A 19,923-nucleotide genomic window follows, 5' to 3' on the forward strand; every position below is an offset into this window, starting at 1 on the left:
GCTGCGATCCCCTTCCGGCTGCACAGCCGAGGAGTGAACGAGGGTTTACTTCGAATGTACTGAGCTGCGGTCCGCCCCGTCATCGGGCTTACGGTGTGATCGCGCGCACGTTGCGTAACCGCCCCGGTAGCGCTCCACTGATTCCATGCTGACGCGAATCGACCACATCGGGATCGCCTGCCACGACCTCGACGCGACCGTGGAGTTCTACCGGGCCACGTACGGCTTCGAGGTGTTCCACTCCGAGGTCAACGAGGAGCAGGGCGTGCGGGAGGCCATGCTCAAGATCAACGAGACCTCGGACGGAGGCGCGTCCTACCTCCAACTGCTCGAGCCGACCCGGGAGGACTCCACCGTCGCGAAGTGGCTCGCGAAGAACGGGGAGGGGGTCCACCACATCGCCTTCGGCACGGCGGACGTCGACGCCGAGGCCGCCGACATCAAGGACAAGGGCGTACGCGTGTTGTACGAAGAGCCCCGGCGCGGCTCCATGGGGTCACGGATCACCTTCCTGCACCCCAAGGACTGCCACGGCGTACTGACCGAACTGGTCACTTCGGCGCCTGTTGAGTCACCTGAGCACTGACCCACGTACATAAGGGCCGGTAGGGTTGGGTGCGGTCGCCGCTCGGTCCAGGGCGATCAGGTCCTGCCGTCAAAAAGGTGACGACTGCCTCCATTCGGGTGAACGTCGTCCTTCTTGACCGCAGGACTCACCGGGGTCCGGGTTTCGGGGGGCGAGCGCGGGGGCAGCAGCGCATGCTCCTCCACCGATCTGACACCATTCCCCGGGGGCCCCGTTCGGCGGACGGGCGGGGCTCGGCCAGAGTTGCGACCAGGGGACGGATGGGACCGCGCAGTGCGGGGCTACGAGAGCCAGGAGCGAGAGCCGGCGGCTGACGTCGACCACCTCTCTCGGTTCGAAGCCGAGATGAAGCGGCTGAAGACCGAGCGGGAAAAGGCGATCCAGCACGCCGATGACCTCGGCTACCAGGTCGAGGTGCTGCGCGCCAAGCTGCACGAGGCGCGGCGCACCATCATGTCCCGGCCCGCCTACGAGGGCGGCGACATCGGCTATCAGGCCGAGCAGTTGCTGCGTAACGCGCAGGTGCAGGCCGACCAGCTCCGTGCGGACGCCGAGCGTGAGCTGAGCCAGGTGCGGGCGCAGACCCAGCGGATCCTCCAGGAGCACGCCGAGCAGGCGGCCCGGCTCCAGTCGGAGCTGCACCAGGAGGCCGTGACCCGGCGCCAGCAGCTCGACCAGGAGCTGGCGGAGCGTCGGCAGACCGTCGAGTCGCACGTCAACGAGAACGTGGCGTGGGCGGAGCAGGTGCGGGCCCGCTCCGAGCAGCAGGCCCGCCGGCTGCTCGACGAGTCCCGCGCGGAGGCCGAACAGGCCCTGGCCGCCGCCCGCGCGGAGGCCGAACGGGTGACCGCCGAGGCCCGCCAGCGGCTGCGCGGCGAGGCCGAGGCGGCGCGCGCGGAGGCCGACCAGACCCTGCGCCGGGCCCGCGCGGACGCCGAGCGGCTGCTGAACGCCGCCTCCGCGCAGGCGCAGGAGGCCACCGACCACGCCGAGCAGCTGCGGGCGTCGACGGCCAGCGAGTCGGAGTCCGCCCGCCGCGAGGCCCAGGAGCTCGCCAGGGCGGCCGAACAGCGCATGGCGGACGCCGAGGCGGCGCTGCGCGAGGCCCGTGCCGAGGCGGACAAGGTGCTCGCCGAGGCGAAGGAGGCCGCGTCGAAGGCGCTCGCCTCCGCCGAGGCCGCCAACGAGACCCGTACCCGTACGGCCAAGGAGCAGGTCGCCCGGCTGGTCGGCGAGGCCACCAAGGAGGCCGAGTCCACCAAGGCGGACGCCGAGCAGATCGTCGCGGACGCCCGTGCGGAAGCCGAGAAGATCGTCGCGGAGGCCTCCGAGAAGGCCCGCACGATCACCGCCGAGGAGAGCGCCACCCAGCTGTCCAAGGCCGCCAAGACCGCCGAGGACGTGCTCAACAAAGCGTCGGAGGACGCCAAGCGGACCACCAGGGCGGCGGCCGAGGAGGCCGAGCGGATCCGTGGGGAGGCCGAGGCCGAGGCGGACCGGCTGCGGGCCGAGGCGCACGACATCGCCACCCAGCTCAAGGGCGCGGCGAAGGACGACACCAAGGAGTACCGCGCCAAGACGGTCGAGCTGCAGGAAGAGGCCCGACGGCTGCGCGGCGAGGCCGAGCACCTGCGTGCCGACGCGGTCGCCGAGGGCGAGAAGATCCGCGCGGAGGCCCGCAAGGAGGCCGTGGCGCAGATCGAGGAGGCGGCCCGGTCCGCCGAGGAACTGCTGGCCAAGGCGAAGGCGGACGCGGACGAGCTGCGTTCCACCGCGCAGACGGACAGCGAGAAGGTCCGTACCGAGGCCATCGAGCGCGCCACGACGCTGCGCCGGCAGGCCGAGGAGACGCTGGAGCGCACCCGCAAGGAGGCGGAGCGGCACCGCGCGGAGGCCGCCGAGCAGGCCGACGCGCTCAAGGAGGACGCCGAGCGGGCCGCGCGCGAGCTGCACGAGGAGGCCGAGCAGGCCGTCACGGCACGCCGCGCGGAGGCCGCCGAGGAACTGACCCGGCTGCACACGGAGGCCGAGCAGCGGCTGGCCTCGGCCGAACAGGCACTGAGCGAGGCCCGTGAGGAGGCGGGCCGCATCCGCCGGGAGGCCTCGGACGAGGCCGAACGGCTGCGCGTCGAGGCGGCGGAGCGGGGTCGCACGCTCCGTGAGCAGGCGGAGGCGGAGGCGGAGCGGCTGCGTACCGAGGCCGCGGCGGACGCGTCGGCGTCCCGCGCGGAGGGCGAGTCGGTCGCCGTGCGGCTGCGTTCGGAGGCCGCGGCGGAGGCGGAGCGGCTCAAGTCGGAGGCGCAGGACAGCGCCGACCGGATGCGGGCCGAGGCGCTGGCCGCCGCCGAGCGGCTCGGCACGGAGGCGTCCCAGGCGCTGGCCGGGGCGCAGGAGGAGGCCGCCCGGCGCCGCCGCGAGGCCGAGGAGCTGCTGGGCGCGGCCCGGCAGGAGGCCGACCAGGAGCGCGAGCGGGCCAGGGAGCAGAGCGAGGAGCTGCTGGCCGCGGCGCGCACGCGCGTGGAGGAGGCGCAGGCCGAGGCCGTACGGCTGGTCGAGGAGGCCGACCGGCGTGCCACCGAGATGGTGTCGGCGGCCGAGCAGCACGCGCAGCAGGTCCGGGACTCGGTCGCGGAACTGCACGAGCAGGCGCAGGAGGAGATCACCGGGCTGCGCAGCGCCGCCGAGCACGCGGCGGACCGTACCCGGCGCGAGGCCGAGGAGGAGGCGGACCGGGTCCGGGCCGACGCCTACGCGGAGCGGGAGCGGGCGAGCGAGGACGCGAGTCGGCTGCGGCGCGAGGTGCAGGAGGAGACGGAGGCCGCCAAGTCGCTCGCCGAGCGCACGGTGTCCGAGGCGATCACCGAGGCGGAGCGGGTCCGTTCGGAGGTCTCCGAGCAGGCCCAGCGGATGCGTACGGAGGCGTCGGACACGGTCGCCGAGGCCGAGCAGAGCGCCGCGCGTACCCGGGCCGATGCCCGCCAGGACGCCAACCGGATCCGTTCGGAGGCGGCGACGCAGGCGGACACCCTCATCACCGAGGCGCGGAGCGAGGCGGAGCGGCTCACCGCGGAGACGATCGCGGAGACCGACCGGCAGCGCGCGGAGTCGGTCGCCAAGGCCGAGAAGCTGATCTCGGACGCGACGGGCGACGCGGAGCGGCTGCGGGCCGAGGCGTCCCGGACGGTCAACTCGGCGCAGCAGCACGCGGAGCAGGTCCGGGGCGAGGCGGAGCGGCTCAAGGTCGACGCGGAGCAGGAGGCCGAGCGTCTGGTGACCTCGGCGCGCGAGGAGGCCGAGCGCACGCTGGACGAGGCTCGCAAGGACGCCAACAAGCGGCGTTCCGAGGCGGCCGAACAGGTGGACACGCTCATCACGGAGACCACCGCCGAGGCGGACAAGCTGCTCACCGAGGCGCAGCAGCAGGCGCAGAAGACCACCGCGGACGCGGAGGCCCAGGCCGACTCGATGGTGGGAGCGGCCCGCACCGAGGCCGACCGGATCGTCTCCGAGGCGACCGTCGAGGGCAACTCGCGGGTGGAGAAGTCCCGTACGGACGCGGACGAGTTGCTGGTCGGGGCCCGCCAGGACGCGACCCGGATCCGGGAGCGCGCCGAGGAGCTGCGGGACCGCATCACCGGCGAGATCGAGGAGCTGCACGAGCGGGCCCGCCGTGAGGCGGCCGAGACGATGAAGTCCACCGGCGACCGCTGCGACGCGCTCGTCAAGGCGGCCGAGGAGCAGCTCGCCAAGGCCCAGGCGAAGGCCAAGGAGCTCGTGTCCGAGGCCAACTCCGAGGCGGGCAAGGTGCGTATCGCCGCGGTGAAGAAGGCCGAGGGGCTGCTGAAGGAGGCCGAGCAGAAGAAGGCCGCGCTCATCAGGGAGGCCGAGGAGCTCAAGGCCGAGGCGATCCGCGAGGCACGGGCCACGGTCGAGGAGGGCAAGCGCGAACTGGAGGTCCTGGTGCGGCGGCGCGAGGACATCAACGCCGAGATCTCCCGCGTGCAGGACGTCCTGGAGGCGCTGGAGTCGTTCGAGGTTCCGGGCGGCGGCAAGGACAACGGGGTGAAGGCCGCCGCGGCGGCCGGTCCGCCGGGCCAGCGGAGCAAGTCTTCGGACAGTTAGGGCGCCGTATAACGAACCGGTCAAGCTCTTCGACGGTGCGGGAGACCCCCTGTCGGCATGTCAACTCCCGTGCCGACAAGGGTGTTTGGGCATGCACTTGGCAAGCGCTCCGGATGCCGGCCACTCAAAAGGGGTGCCATTCTCCGTATCAAACGTGCATCCACTCGATGACACAGCGCTTCGGCGCCTAGGATTCCCCCTATCACCTCACCGGTCTCATTCGACAGGAACCCCATGAGCGACACTTCCCCCTACGGCTTCGAGCTTGTGCGGCGTGGATACGACCGCGCTCAGGTGGACGAACGCATCTCCAAGCTCGTCTCCGACCGTGACAGCGCTCTCGCCCGCATCACCGCTCTGGAAAAGCGCATCGAGGAACTCCACCTCGAGACGCAGAACGCCCAGACCCAGGTCACCGACGCCGAGCCGTCGTACGCGGGTCTCGGCGCGCGCGTGGAGAAGATCCTGCGCCTGGCCGAGGAGGAGGCGAAGGACCTCCGCGAGGAGGCCCGGCGCGCGGCCGAGCAGCACCGCGAGCTCGCCGAGTCGGCCGCCCAGCAGGTGCGCAACGACGCGGAGTCGTACTCCGCCGAGCGCAAGGCGAAGGCCGAGGACGAGGGCGTCCGGATCGTCGAGAAGGCCCAGGGCGAGGCCGCCCAGCTGCGGTCGGACGCGCAGAAGGACGCGCAGTCCAAGCGCGAGGAGGCGGACGCCCTCTTCGAGGAGACCCGCGCGAAGGCCGCGCAGGCCGCCGCCGACTTCGAGACGAACCTCGCCAAGCGCCGCGAGCAGTCCGAGCGTGACCTGGCGTCGCGTCAGGCCAAGGCCGAGAAGCGGCTCGCCGAGATCGAGCACCGCGCGGAGCAGCTGCGCCTGGAGGCGGAGAAGCTGCGCACCGACGCCGAGCGCCGGGCCCGCCAGACGGTGGAGACCGCCCAGCGCCAGGCCGAGGACATCGTGGCCGACGCCAACGCCAAGGCCGACCGGATCCGTTCGGAATCCGAGCGGGAGCTGGCCGCGCTGACCAACCGCCGCGACTCCATCAACGCCCAGCTGACCAACGTCCGCGAGATGCTGGCGACGCTCACGGGCGCCGCGGTGGCCGCGGCCGGCTCGCCGGCCGAGGACGAGACCGCCTCCCGCGGGGTTCCGGCCCAGCAGACCCGGTAACCGGCGGTTGCGGTAACCGGCCGGGATACGGCGGCCGAACATCGGTGAAGCCCTCTGCCACGGAGTTGGCAGAGGGCTTCGTCCCGTTCTAGCGTGGCGGCATGATCGAGATTGAGGGGCTGACCAAGCGGTACGGCGAGAAGGTGGCGGTCAACAACCTGACGTTCACCGTCAGACCGGGCATCGTCACGGGGTTCCTCGGTCCCAACGGCGCGGGCAAGTCCACCACCATGCGGATGATGCTGGGCCTGGACCGGCCCACGGCCGGCGACGTCCGCATCGACGGCCGGCACTACGACCGGCTCAAGGACCCGCTGAAGTACATCGGTGCGCTGCTGGGCGCCAAGGCCCTGCACGGCGGCCGCAGCGCCTTCAACCATCTGCTGTGCCTCGCCCAGAGCAACGGCATCCCCCGGCAGCGGGTGCACGAGGTACTGGAGACGGTGGGGCTGACGTCCGTCGCGAGGAAGAAGACCAAGGGGTTCTCGCTCGGCATGGGCCAGCGGCTCGGCATCGCCGGCGCCCTGCTCGGCGATCCGCGCATCCTGATGTTCGACGAGCCGGTCAACGGCCTCGACCCCGAGGGCATCCACTGGATCCGCACCCTGATGAAGTCGCTCGCCGCGCAGGGCCGTACGGTCTTCGTCTCCTCCCACCTGATGAGCGAGATGGCGCTGACCGCCGACCACCTCATCGTCATCGGGCAGGGCCGGCTGCTCGCCGACACCTCCATGGCCGACTTCATCGAGCACAACTCCCGTTCGTACGTCCGGATCCGCTGCCCGCAGCGGGAACAGCTGCTGGACGTGCTGCACGAGGCCGGGGTCACGGTCGTCGAGAGCGGCGGCGGGGTGTTGGAGGTGGACGGTGCCAAGGCCGAGCAGGTCGGGGAGCTGGCGGCCGCCCACCAACTGGTACTGCACGAACTGAGCCCGCAGCAGGCCTCCTTGGAGGAGGCGTTCATGCGGTTGACCGCGGAGTCGGTGGAGTACCACGCGCACTCCGGCACGTCCGCGCCCCCGCAGCAGTGGGGCGACGGCTGGAAGAGGGGCTGAGCATGTCGGCGGCACAGGTCGTCCGGTCCGAGTGGACCAAGATCCGGTCGGTGGCGTCCACGGTGTGGACGCTCTCCCTGGCGGTGGTCGTCACCATCGCGCTCGGCATGCTGATCTCGGCGCTGTCGGCGAACGAGTTCGACAACATGAGTCCGCAGAGCCGTCTCTCCTTCGACCCGACGTTCATCAGCTTCGCCGGGACGAGTCTCGGTCAGCTCGCGATGATCGTGTTCGGGGTGCTGGTGGTGTCGAATGAGTACAGCACCGGCATGATCCGCACCTCGCTGGCCGCGGTACCGCAGCGCGGCGCCTTCCTGGTCGGCAAGCTCGGCGTGGCCACCGCGCTCGCGCTCGTCGTCTCCATGGTCACCAGCTTCGCGGCCTTCTTCCTCGGGCAGGCGATGCTCGGCGAGCACAAGGCGTCCATCGGGGACGAGGGGGTGCTGCGGGCCGTCATCGGCGGCGGTCTCTACATGACCCTGATCGCGGTGTTCTCGATGGGCGTCGCCACCATGCTGCGCTCCCCGATGCTGTCGCTGGGCATCCTGATGCCGTTCTTCTTCCTGATCTCCAACATCCTGGCCAACGTCGACGCGACGAAGAAGGTCGGCCGGTTCCTGCCCGACCAGGCGGGCAGCAGGATCATGCAGGTGGTCACGCCGCTCGGCGACGACACCCCGTACGGGCCCTGGGGCGGCCTCGGCATCATGGCGCTGTGGGTGGTCGCGGCACTCGTCGGCGGATATCTGGTGCTGCGGAGACGCGACGCGTAGGGCAGGGCACGGGCCGGGCGAGGAGGTGCCCCGGCCGGTCCGGAGGCGGGGCGGGGCTGGGTTTCCACCGGCTTTACCTCCCCTTGGGTGGAACCGTCAGCGTCTCGATATCCTCCTAACCCTTACGGGGGGCGTGTGCCCTCGTTGTCCTGAACCTCTCGATGGGGCGGAGCATGATCGAGGCAGTCGGCCTGACCAAGCGGTATGGCGACAAGACCGCTGTGTACAACCTTTCCTTCCAGGTGCGTCCCGGCGCCGTCACCGGCTTCCTCGGCCCCAACGGTTCGGGCAAGTCCACGACGATGCGGATGATCCTCGGTCTGGACAACCCCACCGCGGGTCACGTCACGATCGGCGGCTATCCCTACCGCAGGCTGCCCAACGCCGCCCGGCAGGTCGGCGCGTTGCTGGACGCCAAGGCCGTGCACGGCGGCCGGTCCGCCCGCAACCACCTGCTGAGCCTGGCCCAGCTGTCCGGCATCCCGGCCCGGCGGGTGGACGAGGTGCTCGGTGTGGTCGGGCTGCACGAGGTGGCCGGGCGGCGCTCCAAGGGCTTCTCCCTGGGCATGGGCCAGCGGCTCGGCATCGCCGCCGCGCTGCTCGGCGACCCCCAGGTGCTGCTGTTCGACGAGCCGGTCAACGGCCTCGACCCCGAGGGCATCCTCTGGGTGCGCAACCTGATGAAGTCGCTCGCCGCGCAGGGCCGTACGGTCTTCGTCTCCTCCCACCTGATGAGCGAGATGGCGCTGACCGCCGACCACCTCATCGTGATCGGCCGGGGACAGCTCCTGTCCGACATGAGTGTGAAGGACTTCATCTCGGCCAACTCCGCCGACTTCGCGCGGGTGCGCACGCCCGACACCGAGCCGCAGCAGCGCGAGAAGCTGTCCGCCGCGCTCAGCGAGGCCGGCGGCCAGGTGCTGCCCGAGCAGGACGGCGCGCTGCGCGTGATGGGGCTGCCGCTGCCGCGCGTCAGTGACATCGCGCACGACACCGGCGTACGGCTGTGGGAGCTGTCACCGCACCAGGCCTCGCTGGAGGAGGCGTACATGCGGATGACGCAGGGAGCGGTCGACTACCGCTCGACCGACGACCAGAAGGCAGGGCTCCAGCAGCCGCTGCCGCCGGGCGTGCAGCCTCCGGCGCCGGTACCGGGCCAGGGCCAGCCCGGCTGGTACGCCCCGCCGCCGCCCCAGCAGGGCGGCCCGCAGTTCGCGGCGGCCCCGGGCACACCGCAGGCTCCCACGGGACCGTACGGAGCTCCGGGCGCCCCCGGAGCCGCTCCGGGGGCCCCGATGGCCAACCCGTACGCCCAGCCCGTCCCGCAGCCGCCCGCCGCCGCTCAGCCGGCTCGGGACACGGCTCCGGCCGCTCCACCGACCGCCCCGCCCAGCCCGCCCCGCCCGTCCAGCTCCGACGTGACCAAGCCCGAGGACGCCCGATGAGCACGCCCCAGCCCCCGACTCCGCAGGCCGCGCCCGTATGGCAGGCGACGGAACCCGGTTACCACTCGCCGATCCCGGTGGTGCGCACGCACCTGGGGCACGCGATCGCCTCCGAGTGGACGAAGATCCGGTCGGTGCGCTCCACGATGTGGACGCTGGGCGTGTTCGTGCTGCTCGTCGTCGGCATCGGCCTGCTGACCGGTGCGGTGGTGGCGAGCACCGACACGGACCTGAACGGCGAGAGCGCGCTGTCCATGGGCTTCTTCGGACTGCTCCTGGGCGGCATGTGCGTCATCACGCTGGGCGTGCTGACCACGGCCACGGAGTACGGCACCGGCATGATCCGCACCACCATGGTGGCCTGCCCCTCGCGCGGGCGGGTGCTCGCGGCGAAGGCCCTGGTGTTCTTCCTGGTCGCCTTCGTGGTGACGCTGCTGTCCGCGACGGCCGTCGCGTTCCTGCACACGGTGATGATGGAAGGCAACAACGCGGGGGAGCCCACCGGCGGCGAGTGGCTGAAGGCCACCGTCGGCATCTCGCTCTACATCGCGCTGCTCGGCACGCTCTCGCTGGCCGTCGGCTCGATCATCCGGCACTCGGCGGGCGCCATCACCATCATGATCGGCGCCGTGCTCGCCCCGCTGGTGATCGCGATGTTCATGTTCTCCACCTCGCTGGAGGACGTGCGCATGGCCCTGTTCGAGTACTCCATCCCGAACCAGATGAGCGTCTTCTACGCCAACTCCCTGAGCACGTCCGGTCCGTCCGGCTGGGACCCGCTGTGGATCATGCTCGGGGTCACGGCCGCGGCGCTCGGCGGCGCCTTCGCCCTGCTGGGGAAGCGGGACGTGTAGGAGTCCCGGCCGGAACGGGAGAGCGCCGGGCTCAGAACCTCGGCGCGTTACGGGACCGCTGCGCCCGCGTGGTGCGGCGGTCCTTCGCGTTCCAGCAGGCCTTGTGCCAGTGCCGGCGGTCGTCGACCCCCGCGTGCTCCGGCCAGGCCACCACGTGCGGCACCCCGTCCGGGATCAGCTGGTCGCAGCCGGGACAGCGGTACGCCTTGCCCTGGGCACTGGAGCCCGCCACGTGCCGCACGCTCCACTCCTCGCCCTGCCAGCTCTCGGTGGACTGCCAGCCGCCGTACCGTCCGGAACGGTCGTCCGCGGCGCTCCGGCCGGACGAACCGGCTCCCTTGGGTCGGTTACGACGCGGGGACACAGAACACCTCACGGGCTATACAGGATGCGGGACCGCTTCCAGCCTACGCGGCGCCGACCGGGGTACGCGTACGGAACCAGACATCACAAGCTTCCCTTCACAAGGGCGCAACACTCGCCCCAGAACCGCCCATTCTGCAGACAATCCGTAAATTCCTCTCCGAGCCGTGTCCTCGGCACGTGTCAGACGGTTATGCCCTGCGGGGGAGCTCCGTGTCGGAGCCAAGGAAGCAGGAAAGCGATGCGCGTGGGAAGTTTCGTGTTGGCCGCCCGGTTCCCCGGACAGGGCGAAGGGGAGGCACTGCACCGAGCGGTCCGTTCGGCCGAGGTGGCCGAGGAGGCGGGGCTGGACGCGGTCTGGCTGGGCGAGCACCACTTCGTGCCGTACGGCACCTGTCCGTCGGCGGTCACCCTGGCGGCATTGCTGCTGGGCCGCACCCGCCGCATCCGGGTCGGCACGGCGGTCAGCGTGCTGCCCACCGTCCATCCGGTGGCGCTCGGCGAGCAGGCCGCACTGCTGCACGTCACCAGCGGCGGGCGGTTCTCGCTGGGCGTCGGGCGCGGCGGGCCGTGGGTCGACCTGGAGGTCTTCGGGTCCGGCCTCGAGGCGTACGAGAAGGGATTCCCCGAATCACTCGATCTCCTGATGCGCTGGCTGCGCGAACCCTCCGTCGCGGCCGCCGGGGAGCGCTTCCGGTTCCGTGAAGTGCCCGTCGTCCCGCGCCCGTCGGAGTGCCTCACCGAGGTGGAGGGTCCCGAGGTCGTGGTCGCCTGCACCTCCCCGGCGAGCGTGCGGCTCGCGGCCGAGCGCGGGCTGCCGATGCTGCTCGGCATGCATGTGGGGGACGAGGAGAAGGCCGAGATGGTCGCCCTGTGGCAGCGGCACGCGCGTGCGTGCGGACGGCCGGCGGCGGAGATCCACCGCGCGGCCCATGTGTCGGCCGGTGTCGTGCAGATCGCCGACCGGCGCACCGACGCGGCGGAGACGCTGCTCAAGGCGCTGCCCGGCTGGCTGCGGCAGGGGCTCGAGGCCCATGTCACGGTGGACCACCGGGAGCGGCGGATGCGCGACCCGCTGGCCTACACCGAACTCCTCTGCGGGCTGCACCCGGTGGGCACCCCGCGGCTGTGCGCGGACCGGCTCGCCGCGACCAGCGAGCGGACCGGCATCTCCCGGTTCGCCCTGCTCGTCGAGGGTTCCGGCGACCTCGCGGCGACCGAGGAGAACGTACGCCGGCTCGGCGCCGAGGTGATCCCCCAACTCGTCTGAACGAGCGGGGGATTCCGGTGAGACTTGCCGCCCCGGTACAGAGCGCACCTCCCGCGTACGGAGCGGCAAGCGGCGGAGCACGTCAGCAGTCGCGCAGTTCCGGCGACTGGTTCAGCAGCTGCCCACGGACCGAGGTGAACTTGGCCAGCCTCTCGTCGACCGAGGAGTCGAGCGGGAACACGGCCACCCGGTGGCAGTTCTGGAAGGCCAGCCGGACACCGAAGTGCCGCTGCAGCGCGCCGCGTATCGCGTCACTCGCGAGCGCACGCAGCAGCTGACCGCGAGCCTGCTCGTCCGGCGGAGGCGTCTGGTTGTCGGCGAACTCTCCGCCGTCCACCTTCAACTGGGCCACCAGGGAGCTGATCATCTCCCACGCGTAGGGCAGGGAGGTCCGGACGCAGTCGACGAAGTCTACTTCGTCGACCTCGCCTCGCTCGGCCTGTTCGAGTAGGGCCGGTGAGACGTCGAGCGACATGGGTTCTCCTCTCGCACCCCCGCCGGGCGGGGGTTGCCTGACAGATAAGGGAGTTCGCACAATCCGACACGCTGCGTGCACACGCCGCGACCTCCCGTTCAATACCGTAAGCAACTGGCCGGGGCCGCACCAGGAGAATCCCCGGATGCGGGACTTGCTGTGGGCCGGGAATCGGCCACCGCCGAACACGCGTTTTCCAGGAGATACAGGACACGTCGCGAGGGGCTGGAGTGGTTCCTGTGACTCGGTTCCGAGTTGTTCGCGGGACCGGGCGAATCGCATCGACCGCGGCCCGTCGAGTAGCGTTGCCGACCATGCGTCTCGTCATTGCCCGCTGCTCCGTGGACTACGCCGGGCGGCTCACCGCGCACCTGCCCTCGGCACCCCGCCTGATCCTGGTCAAGGCGGACGGAAGTGTCTCGATCCACGCCGACGACCGGGCCTACAAGCCCCTGAACTGGATGTCGCCGCCCTGCACGCTCAAAGAGGGCAGCGGTGACGAGGAGGGGATCTGGACCGTCGTCAACAAGGCGGGCGAGAAACTCATCATCACGATGGAGGAGGTCCTGCACGACTCCTCGCACGAACTGGGCGTCGACCCCGGCCTGATCAAGGACGGCGTGGAAGCCCACCTCCAGGAGCTGCTCGCGGACCGCATCGAGACCCTCGGCGAGGGCTACACCCTCATCCGCCGCGAGTACATGACCGCCATCGGCCCCGTCGACATCCTCTGCCGCGACGCCGAGGGACAGACCGTCGCGGTGGAGATCAAGCGGCGCGGTGAGATCGACGGCGTGGAGCAACTCACGCGCTACCTGGAGCTGCTGAACCGCGATCCGCATCTCGCCCCGGTGCGCGGCGTGTTCGCGGCCCAGGAGATCAAACCGCAGGCCCGCGTGCTCGCCACCGACCGGGGCATCGGCTGCCAGGTCCTCGACTACGACGCCATGCGGGGCATCGAGGACGACAAACTGCGCCTGTTCTGAGCGGCGTCACGGCATGTGCGAAGGGCCGGGCCTCCGTCGGGGGCCCGGCCCTTCGCACATGCCCGAAAGCGTCTCCGGGCGTCCGCGGACGTCCGGAGACGTCCGGAGACGTCAGATCACCGTCGTCCCGGAGCTGCTCGGCGTGCCCGCCTCGCTGCTCTGCGGAGCGCTCGCCGAACTGCTCGTCCCCGACTCCGTCTGGGTCGGGGTGGAGGAGGTGGGGCCGCTCGCAGAGTCGGACGTGGCCGGCGGCGGGGTGTCGTCGTCCGTCGGTTCCGTCGTCGGGGTGGTCGGCTCCTCCGTGGGCTCCGTCGGTTCCTCCGTCGGCTCGGTCGGCTTGTCGGTGGGATCGCTCGGCTTGGGCGACGTCGACGGCTTCGCGGACGAGGACGGCGGCCTCGTCGGCGTGGAGGGCGTGGGCGTCGAGTCGTCCGGCTTCCCGGTGTCGCTCGGATCGGCCGAGGCCTCGCCCGACTCCGTGGCCGTCGGCGTCGGGTCGTCGGAGGTGCCGGGGGCGCCGTCCGGGCCGGGGTCGGCCGGCCGACTGGTGGCGTCACCGGTGTCACCGCCCTCCTCGGTCCGCCGGTCCGCACCCAGGCTGCCGTCGTCGGCACCCTGGCTCGCGGACGGGTTGACGCCGACGTTCTCCGACGGGGTGCCGGGGTTGTTCTCCGAGGTGGCTCCGAGCGTGACCACCGTGCCCAGCACGGCGACGAGCAGCGCGCCCGCACCGGCCGCCACGAGGTTGCGCCGGGCCAGGCCCTTCAGTCCGACGCCGGCCTTGGACGTGGGTATGGGCGTCGGCACGGGCGAGGTGCGGTGGACGATCAGGCCGGTGTCGGTGGGCGGCTGAAGCTCCGGGAAGGCCGTCGGCACCCCGCGGGGCGGCGAGGCCGACTCCTCGTACTGGGCGTCCGGCACCTCCTCCCCCGCGGTCGGCGCGAGCGCCACCGGGATGCCGGAGCGGTCGCTGACCAGGGCCAGCGCCCGGCGTCCGGCGACGGTGCCGCGCTTGTCGGCGGCGGCCCCGCGCAGGCCGATGGAGGCCTCCAGTTCGGCACGGGCGCGGTCCAGCTCCCCCGCGCACAGGGCGTGGATGCCGAGCTCGTGGTGGAAGTAGGCCTCCTCCGCCACGTCCCCGGCGAGCCGGGCGGCCTCCGCGCCGGCCCGCAGGGTCCGCTCCCAGGCGTTCCAGTGCAGGCCCGCGGCGAACGCGGGTGCGGCGGTGCGGGCCAGTTGCACCGCCACGTCCGTCTCGCCCTCCTCGGCGGCCGAGGCGAGCGGCGACAGCACGGCGAGCGCGGCGAGCACCGCGTCGGCCTCGGCGCAGACCCGTTCCGGGGTGACCGAGGGGTGTCCGGCCCACCAGGCGTAGTGCTGGGCGGCGGTGCGTGCCTGCGCCTGCGCCCCGTCGGCGTAACCGGCGGCCTCCAGCTGGGCCGGGACGCCGGCGGCGAGCCGGTAGCGGGAGCCGGCCGGGGCGACCAGCCCGCAGGCGGCCAGTTCGCCGAGCGCGGCGTCGGCGTGGGTGTCGCCGACCAGCGCGGGCAGATGCGCCTGGTGCGGGAGTTCGCCGCCGAGCGCGACGGCGAACCGCAGGGTGGCGCGGGCGGAGGCGCTGAGCCGTGCCGCGAGCAGCGGAGCGGGAGCGGCCGCCTCACCGAGCGAGGGCAGCGGGATCTCCTCGCCGTCGACGGCGTCGGCGGGCAGTTCGTCGGACGGGTCGCCGGGCCAGACGTCCTCGAAGACGCCGAACTCGTCGACGGCGCTGGTGCCGGCGCGCAGCCGGTCGCGCTGCCGCAGCAGGGCGCCGGCCTGGACGAAGCGCAGCGGCAGGCCCTCGGACTCGAACCAGAGGTCACCGGCCCAGTTCGACTCGTCCTCGGTGAGGTCCCGGTCAACGGCGCGCTCCAGCAGGTCGAGACCGGCCGCGCGATCGAGTCCGTCGAGGACGACCTCCTCCACGGCGGAGTCGGCCGACGGGGCGGGCACGTCCGGGGTGGCGCCGAGCAGGAAGGCGCACTCGGGCGTCGCGTCGAGCAGTTCGTCGAGGGCGGCGCCGCCGAACCCGAGGTCGTCGAGGACGACCACCGCGCCGACCTCCCGGAGGCAGTCGGCGAGTTCGTCCCGGCCCGGGCGGTACAGCGGCGCGCTGTGCACGGCGTAGAAGAGGTCGTACAGCAGATCGTCGGCGCTGCGGCGGTGGCCGTCCAGGCGGACCACGCCGTCGGGGGCGAGGTCCGCGCAGTCCTCGGCGACGACGTCGAGCAGCCGGGTACGGCCGGAGCCCGCGGGACCGGTGAGGCGCACGGAGCGGCCGCGGGCGAGCAGCCGGACCAGCTTCTCGCGCTCGTCCTGGCGGGCCGTCAGCGGGAACTCGGGCAGGGCCGGACCGGGCGGGACGGGCGGCCTGGCGGCCCGTTCGGTCTCGGCGCGCTCGGCCTCCGTCAGCTTCACGGGGCGGGCGGGCCGCTCGGCGGGCGGGCAGGGCTCTATTTCACTGCCGTCGACGGGGTTGACGGTGAGCAGGAAGTCGCCGGAGACGAGCTGCACCGTGCGGGCGAGCACGGGCGCGGGCTGCCCGAAGTCGGATGTGAGGGATTCCCTGGGCGGGCGCTGGCGCGGCGCGTGCCCGTCACCGTCACGACCGTACTCCTCGGGTCCCGGGTTGTTCGGGTCCATAAGGTCCTAGCCCCCCCAAAAGCGTCGTGTGCCTGGGTCCAAGCCCTCCTGGCCTTGCTGCACACCGCGCTGTCGCTCCTGGCCCGGGCCCGCTCGAGGGTCGGTGAGGCAGCGGGCAGCCGAACCCTAAACCTTTTCCCAGTATCTACGACAGTCCGGGGTACCGCTCGGTCCGGGACATCACAGTCTCGTGAGGATTGTGCGCACGTCGCACGGGTCGCCGGTGTCTCTCGTCAGGGCGGCCGGACCCTGCCGGTCGTCAGGTCCGCCAGGTCCGTCGGGTTCATCCCCGTACCGACCTCACACACGGGGCAGCGTGTCCACCCCGATGCCCCCTTCGATCGCCAGGATCCGGTGCAGCCGGGTGGCCACCAACAGGCGCTGCAGCTGCGGTGGTACGTCGCGCAGCACCAGCCGCCGGCCGCAGCGGCCGGCCCGCCGGTGGACCCCCATGATCACGCCGAGTCCGGTGGCGTCCCAGGAGTCCAGTTCGGACAGGTCCAGCAGCAGATCGCCGACCCCGTCGTCGACGGCCGAGTGCAGGACCGTACGGGCGTCCGCCGCGCTGCGGACATCGAGGCGGCCCCCGACGACCAGTTCGGCGTGGTCGCCCCTGATATGCATATGCGCTCCCGTGCGTGCCGTGCTCCGTGTTTTTAAGGTTTTCAGGTTTTAAAGTTTTGAGAGCTTCAGGCTTCTCGCGTTTTTGACGACGGTGATGCAACCTCTGACCGCGTGGAGCCCGCAGGGGTTGCCCCGCGTGAGCGAACCGATACCGAATTCACCCCGGTGCGTGATGAGCACCGGGGCGTTCGGGGCGATCAGTACGTGTAGAAGCCCTGCCCGCTCTTCCGGCCGATGTCACCGGCGTCAACCATCCGGCGCATCAGCTCGGGCGGGGCGAACTTCTCGTCCTGGGACTCGGTGTAGATGTTCCCGGTGGCGTGCAGCAGGATGTCGACGCCGGTCAGGTCGGCGGTGGCCAGCGGCCCCATGGCGTGACCGAAGCCCAGCTTGCAGGCCAGGTCGATGTCCTCGGCGCTCGCCACACCCGACTCGTGGAGCTTCGCGGCCTCGACGACGAGGGCGCTGATGAGGCGGGTGGTCACGAAGCCGGCCACATCGCGGTTGACGACGATGCAGGTCTTGCCGACCGACTCGGCGAACTCCCTTGCGGTGGCGAGGGTTTCGTCGCTGGTCTTGTAGCCGCGGACCAGTTCGCACAGCTGCATCATCGGCACCGGCGAGAAGAAGTGCGCGCCGACGACCCGCTCCGGGCGCTCCGTCACAGCCGCGATCTTGGTGATCGGGATGGCGGAGGTGTTGGAGGCGAGCACGGCGTCGTCGCGCACGATCCCGTCGAGGGCGCGGAAGATCTCGTGCTTGACCTCGAGCTTCTCGAAGACCGCCTCGACCACGACGTCCGCGTCCGCGCAGGCGTCCAGGTCGGTGGTCGCGGTGATCCGGGCGAGGGCCGCGTCGGCGTCGTGGGCCTCGAGCTTGCCCTTGCTCACGAACTTGTCGTACGACGACTTGATTCCGTCGGTACCTCGTGTGAGCGCCTCGTCGGTGACGTCGCGCAGGACGACGTCCCAGCCCGCCTGAGCGGAGACCTGGGCGATCCCGGACCCCATGAGACCGGCCCCGATGACGGCGAGCTTCCGTGCCACTGTGCGACTCCCCTTCGAAACACTCACACGCTGTTCCTGTACGTCACTCGCGGACACTAGCGCCCGCGAGCGGATGTGTGAGGGGTTAGTAATGCGTGTCACGTCTCACGCAGTGAGACGCCCATCACTCCGGCGCCTCCGAGCCCCCTCGGGTTCGGCCGTCAACCCTCCCCACCGTCAACTCCAGGTATTCATCCACGGATTGTTGACGCGCGTAGCACCGTGCCGCACGCTGGTCGACGGGTGCCGTCCGGGCGGGCGGCACCGTTCCATCCAGCGACGGACGGTCGGGAGGCCGGAATGTTGAGACGCGCGACACGCATCCTTCTTTCATTTGTCATGGTCATGGCTGGCACGGTCCTCGGAGTGGGCGCCACCGCCGGCACGGCGCACGCCGACGAGTGCTACACCTGGAACCGCACCCTGTCCCAGGGCTCCTCCGGCAGCGACGTGACGCAGCTGCAGATCCGGGTCGCCGGCTGGGTGACCTCGGGCGAGCGGCTCTCCTACGACGGCCAGTACGGTGCCCGCACCGCCGCCGCCGTCAAGAAGTTCCAGTCGGCGTACGGACTGCCCGCCGACGGTGTCGCCGGTCCGCAGACCTTCAGCAAGATCTACGCGCTCCAGGACGCCGACTGCACGCCCGTCCACTTCAGCTACGCCGAGCTCAACAAGTGCAACTCCACCTGGTCGGGCGGCGCGGTCTCGGCGGCCACCGCCAAGGCGAACGCCCTGAAGACCATGTGGAAGCTGGAAGCGCTGCGGCACGCGCTCGGTGACGTGCCGATCACCATCTCCAGCGGCTTCCGCTCCTACGCCTGCAACAGCGCGGTCGGCGGCTCGTCGACCAGCCGTCACCTCTACGGCGACGCGGCCGATCTCGTCGGCTCGCCGAGCCTGTGCACCCTCGCCCGCCAGTCCAGGGTCCACGGCTTCTCCGAGATCCTCGGCCCCGGCTACCCCGGCCACAACGACCACACCCACGTGGCCTTCGACCCGTCACCGTACTGGTCCGCACCCAGCTGCGGGATCTGACAGGGCACTTCGCCCCACCCGAGACCGGCCGTAACGGCGGGCCACCCCCCACACACACCGGCCCCGCCCGCCGCGACGGCCGGCCGTGACGGTCGGCACACCGGTGTCCGGACGGCCGGGGCGTCACTAGGCTGGCCGCATGGTCAACCTGACACGCATCTACACGAAGACCGGCGACAAGGGCACCACGAACCTCGGTGACATGAGCCGGGTCGCCAAGACCGACCTGCGCATCGCCGCCTACGCCGACGCCAACGAGGCGAACGCGGTGATCGGCACCGCGATCGCGCTGGGTGCCCTGGACGAGGAGGTCGTCCAGGTCCTCACCCGCGTGCAGAACGACCTGTTCGACGTGGGCGCCGACCTGTCGACGCCGGTCGTGGAGAACCCGGAGTTCCCCCCGCTGCGGGTCGAGCAGTTCTACGTCGACCGGCTGGAGACGGACTGCGACCACTTCAACGAACGGCTGGAGAAGCTGCGCTCCTTCATCCTCCCGGGAGGCACGGCGGGCGCCGCCCTCCTCCACCAGGCCTGCACCGTGGTCCGCCGCGCGGAGCGCTCCACCTGGGCCGCCCTGGAGGCGCACGGCGACACCATGAACCCCCTCACCGCCACCTACCTCAACCGCCTCTCCGACCTCCTCTTCATCCTGGCCCGCACCGCCAACAAGGAGACCGGCGACATCCTGTGGGTGCCGGGCGGCGAGCGCTGAGGGGCGAGGGCAGCGGGTCGTCCGGGCGTCCGTCCCGACGGCCCGGCCCGGCTCAGCGGCGGACGCTCTCCTTCGACCCGGCGCGATCGTCCCGGCGCGCCCGCCCCTCGCCCGCCGGGGCCTTCTTCGGCCAGAGCCAGTACGTCAGGGCGATCAGGCCGTGGACGCCGGCGACCTTCCAGGCGGTGGTGCGCCAGCTCTCCAGGGAGCCCACCCGGCTCGCGTCGCCGACGTACCAGATGGCGAGCTGGAGCAGCACGGTGGCCACGGCGGCCCCCGCCAGCGTGCCCAGCCACACCCCGGCCTCGTACCGGGCGCGGGCCATGCCGTAGCGGGGCGGGCCGGCCGGCTTCGGGGCTCCGCCGAACCGGTGGGCGGCGTGGCCGTCGAGCCACTTCACGGTCCGGTGGCCGTGCCCGACGGTGTAGCCGATGTAGAGCGCGGCCAGACCGTGCGCCCAGCCGGGCGCGGCACCGTTCTTCAGGTCCAGCGCGGTGGCGACCAGCAGGACGACCTCCAGCAGTGGCTCGCACAGCAGCAGCACCAGGCCGGTGCGCGGCATCTTCAGCGGGTAGCGGAAGGCCAGTCCGGCGGCCAGCAGCACCCAGAAGCCGATCTCGCATGCTGCGATCAAGGCGACGATCACGGTTCGCTCCTCTCGGTCCCCCTTTCAGGCTCCCGTGCGGGGCGGCCGGGATCGTCGTCGCCGGTGACGAACCTCCGGT

17 protein-coding genes are annotated in these 19,923 nt (G+C 71.7%); 11 read left to right on the forward strand and 6 right to left on the reverse strand.

Annotated elements, in window-relative coordinates; genetic code table 11:
* Window positions 1-145: 145 nt before the first annotated feature.
* The 7 genes from mce to AB0I73_RS15665 all read left to right on the forward strand — a co-directional run bounded on the left by mce (window position 146) and on the right by AB0I73_RS15665 (window position 10,005).
* Complete coding sequence (gene mce / locus AB0I73_RS15635) at window positions 146-586, forward strand: methylmalonyl-CoA epimerase (RefSeq protein WP_363037576.1); 441 nt, start codon at window positions 146-148, stop codon at window positions 584-586.
* A 273-nt stretch (window positions 587-859) separates the two neighbouring features.
* Entirely contained in the window at window positions 860-4,708 is a 3,849-nt protein-coding gene (gene scy / locus AB0I73_RS15640) for a polarized growth protein Scy (RefSeq protein ID WP_363037578.1), read from the forward strand.
* A 234-nt stretch (window positions 4,709-4,942) separates the two neighbouring features.
* Window positions 4,943-5,878 carry a cellulose-binding protein gene (locus AB0I73_RS15645; protein WP_363037580.1) on the forward strand — a complete coding sequence of 312 codons (936 nt, stop codon included), beginning with the start codon at window positions 4,943-4,945 and terminating at the stop codon, window positions 5,876-5,878.
* A gap of 101 nt (window positions 5,879-5,979) precedes the next feature.
* Complete coding sequence (locus AB0I73_RS15650) at window positions 5,980-6,933, forward strand: ABC transporter ATP-binding protein (RefSeq protein WP_363037582.1); 954 nt, start codon at window positions 5,980-5,982, stop codon at window positions 6,931-6,933.
* Window positions 6,930-7,706: an ABC transporter permease gene (locus AB0I73_RS15655; RefSeq protein ID WP_363037689.1), complete on the forward strand. Its 777-nt coding sequence runs from the start codon at window positions 6,930-6,932 to the stop codon at window positions 7,704-7,706. Before AB0I73_RS15650 ends, AB0I73_RS15655 begins: the two co-directional genes overlap by 4 nt.
* Before the next feature lie 173 nt (window positions 7,707-7,879).
* Entirely contained in the window at window positions 7,880-9,151 is a 1,272-nt protein-coding gene (locus tag AB0I73_RS15660; protein ID WP_363037584.1) for an ABC transporter ATP-binding protein, read from the forward strand.
* Window positions 9,148-10,005, forward strand: coding sequence for an ABC transporter permease subunit (locus AB0I73_RS15665; RefSeq protein WP_363037586.1), 858 nt, complete (start codon window positions 9,148-9,150; stop codon window positions 10,003-10,005). Before AB0I73_RS15660 ends, AB0I73_RS15665 begins: the two co-directional genes overlap by 4 nt.
* Before the next feature lie 31 nt (window positions 10,006-10,036).
* On the opposite strand, the gene AB0I73_RS15670 is transcribed toward AB0I73_RS15665, so the two are convergent.
* Window positions 10,037-10,369 (reverse strand): ATP/GTP-binding protein, encoded by a 333-nt coding sequence (locus tag AB0I73_RS15670; protein WP_363037588.1) that lies wholly within the window; start codon window positions 10,367-10,369, stop codon window positions 10,037-10,039.
* 240 nt (window positions 10,370-10,609) lie between these two features.
* Here AB0I73_RS15670 and AB0I73_RS15675 point away from each other — a divergent pair, with 240 nt between their 5' ends.
* Window positions 10,610-11,638 carry an LLM class flavin-dependent oxidoreductase gene (locus AB0I73_RS15675; RefSeq protein WP_363037590.1) on the forward strand — a complete coding sequence of 343 codons (1,029 nt, stop codon included), beginning with the start codon at window positions 10,610-10,612 and terminating at the stop codon, window positions 11,636-11,638.
* A gap of 82 nt (window positions 11,639-11,720) precedes the next feature.
* Here the strand turns inward: AB0I73_RS15675 and AB0I73_RS15680 are convergent, their stop codons facing one another.
* A complete protein-coding gene (locus tag AB0I73_RS15680; protein WP_363037592.1) occupies window positions 11,721-12,113 on the reverse strand; it encodes an SCO5389 family protein in 393 nt (130 codons plus the stop codon).
* A 314-nt stretch (window positions 12,114-12,427) separates the two neighbouring features.
* On the opposite strand from AB0I73_RS15680, the gene nucS reads away from it, so the two are divergent.
* A complete protein-coding gene (nucS, locus tag AB0I73_RS15685; protein ID WP_109378005.1) occupies window positions 12,428-13,099 on the forward strand; it encodes an endonuclease NucS in 672 nt (223 codons plus the stop codon).
* Window positions 13,100-13,210: 111 nt separating this feature from the next.
* On the opposite strand, the gene AB0I73_RS15690 is transcribed toward nucS, so the two are convergent.
* The 3 genes from AB0I73_RS15690 to AB0I73_RS15700 all read right to left on the reverse strand — a co-directional run bounded on the left by AB0I73_RS15690 (window position 13,211) and on the right by AB0I73_RS15700 (window position 17,451).
* Window positions 13,211-15,781 carry an ATP-binding protein gene (locus AB0I73_RS15690; RefSeq protein ID WP_363037594.1) on the reverse strand — a complete coding sequence of 857 codons (2,571 nt, stop codon included), beginning with the start codon at window positions 15,779-15,781 and terminating at the stop codon, window positions 13,211-13,213.
* A 300-nt stretch (window positions 15,782-16,081) separates the two neighbouring features.
* Window positions 16,082-16,405, reverse strand: a complete 324-nt coding sequence (locus tag AB0I73_RS15695; RefSeq protein ID WP_363037596.1) for an STAS domain-containing protein — start codon at window positions 16,403-16,405, stop codon at window positions 16,082-16,084.
* Window positions 16,406-16,602: 197 nt separating this feature from the next.
* Window positions 16,603-17,451 carry a 3-hydroxyacyl-CoA dehydrogenase family protein gene (locus tag AB0I73_RS15700; protein ID WP_363037598.1) on the reverse strand — a complete coding sequence of 283 codons (849 nt, stop codon included), beginning with the start codon at window positions 17,449-17,451 and terminating at the stop codon, window positions 16,603-16,605.
* A gap of 300 nt (window positions 17,452-17,751) precedes the next feature.
* Here AB0I73_RS15700 and AB0I73_RS15705 point away from each other — a divergent pair, with 300 nt between their 5' ends.
* Together AB0I73_RS15705 and AB0I73_RS15710 are read left to right on the forward strand one after the other, a co-directional pair.
* Window positions 17,752-18,486 carry a D-Ala-D-Ala carboxypeptidase family metallohydrolase gene (locus tag AB0I73_RS15705; RefSeq protein WP_363037600.1) on the forward strand — a complete coding sequence of 245 codons (735 nt, stop codon included), beginning with the start codon at window positions 17,752-17,754 and terminating at the stop codon, window positions 18,484-18,486.
* Window positions 18,487-18,625: 139 nt separating this feature from the next.
* Complete coding sequence (locus AB0I73_RS15710; RefSeq protein WP_363037602.1) at window positions 18,626-19,198, forward strand: cob(I)yrinic acid a,c-diamide adenosyltransferase; 573 nt, start codon at window positions 18,626-18,628, stop codon at window positions 19,196-19,198.
* Window positions 19,199-19,250: 52 nt separating this feature from the next.
* Here AB0I73_RS15710 and AB0I73_RS15715 read toward each other — a convergent pair whose 3' ends face one another.
* A complete protein-coding gene (locus AB0I73_RS15715; RefSeq protein ID WP_363037604.1) occupies window positions 19,251-19,844 on the reverse strand; it encodes a hypothetical protein in 594 nt (197 codons plus the stop codon).
* Between the last annotated feature and the right edge of the window lie 79 nt (window positions 19,845-19,923).

The sequence above is a fragment of the Streptomyces sp. NPDC050388 genome (assembly GCF_040655635.1).
GTDB lineage: Bacteria > Actinomycetota > Actinomycetes > Streptomycetales > Streptomycetaceae > Streptomyces.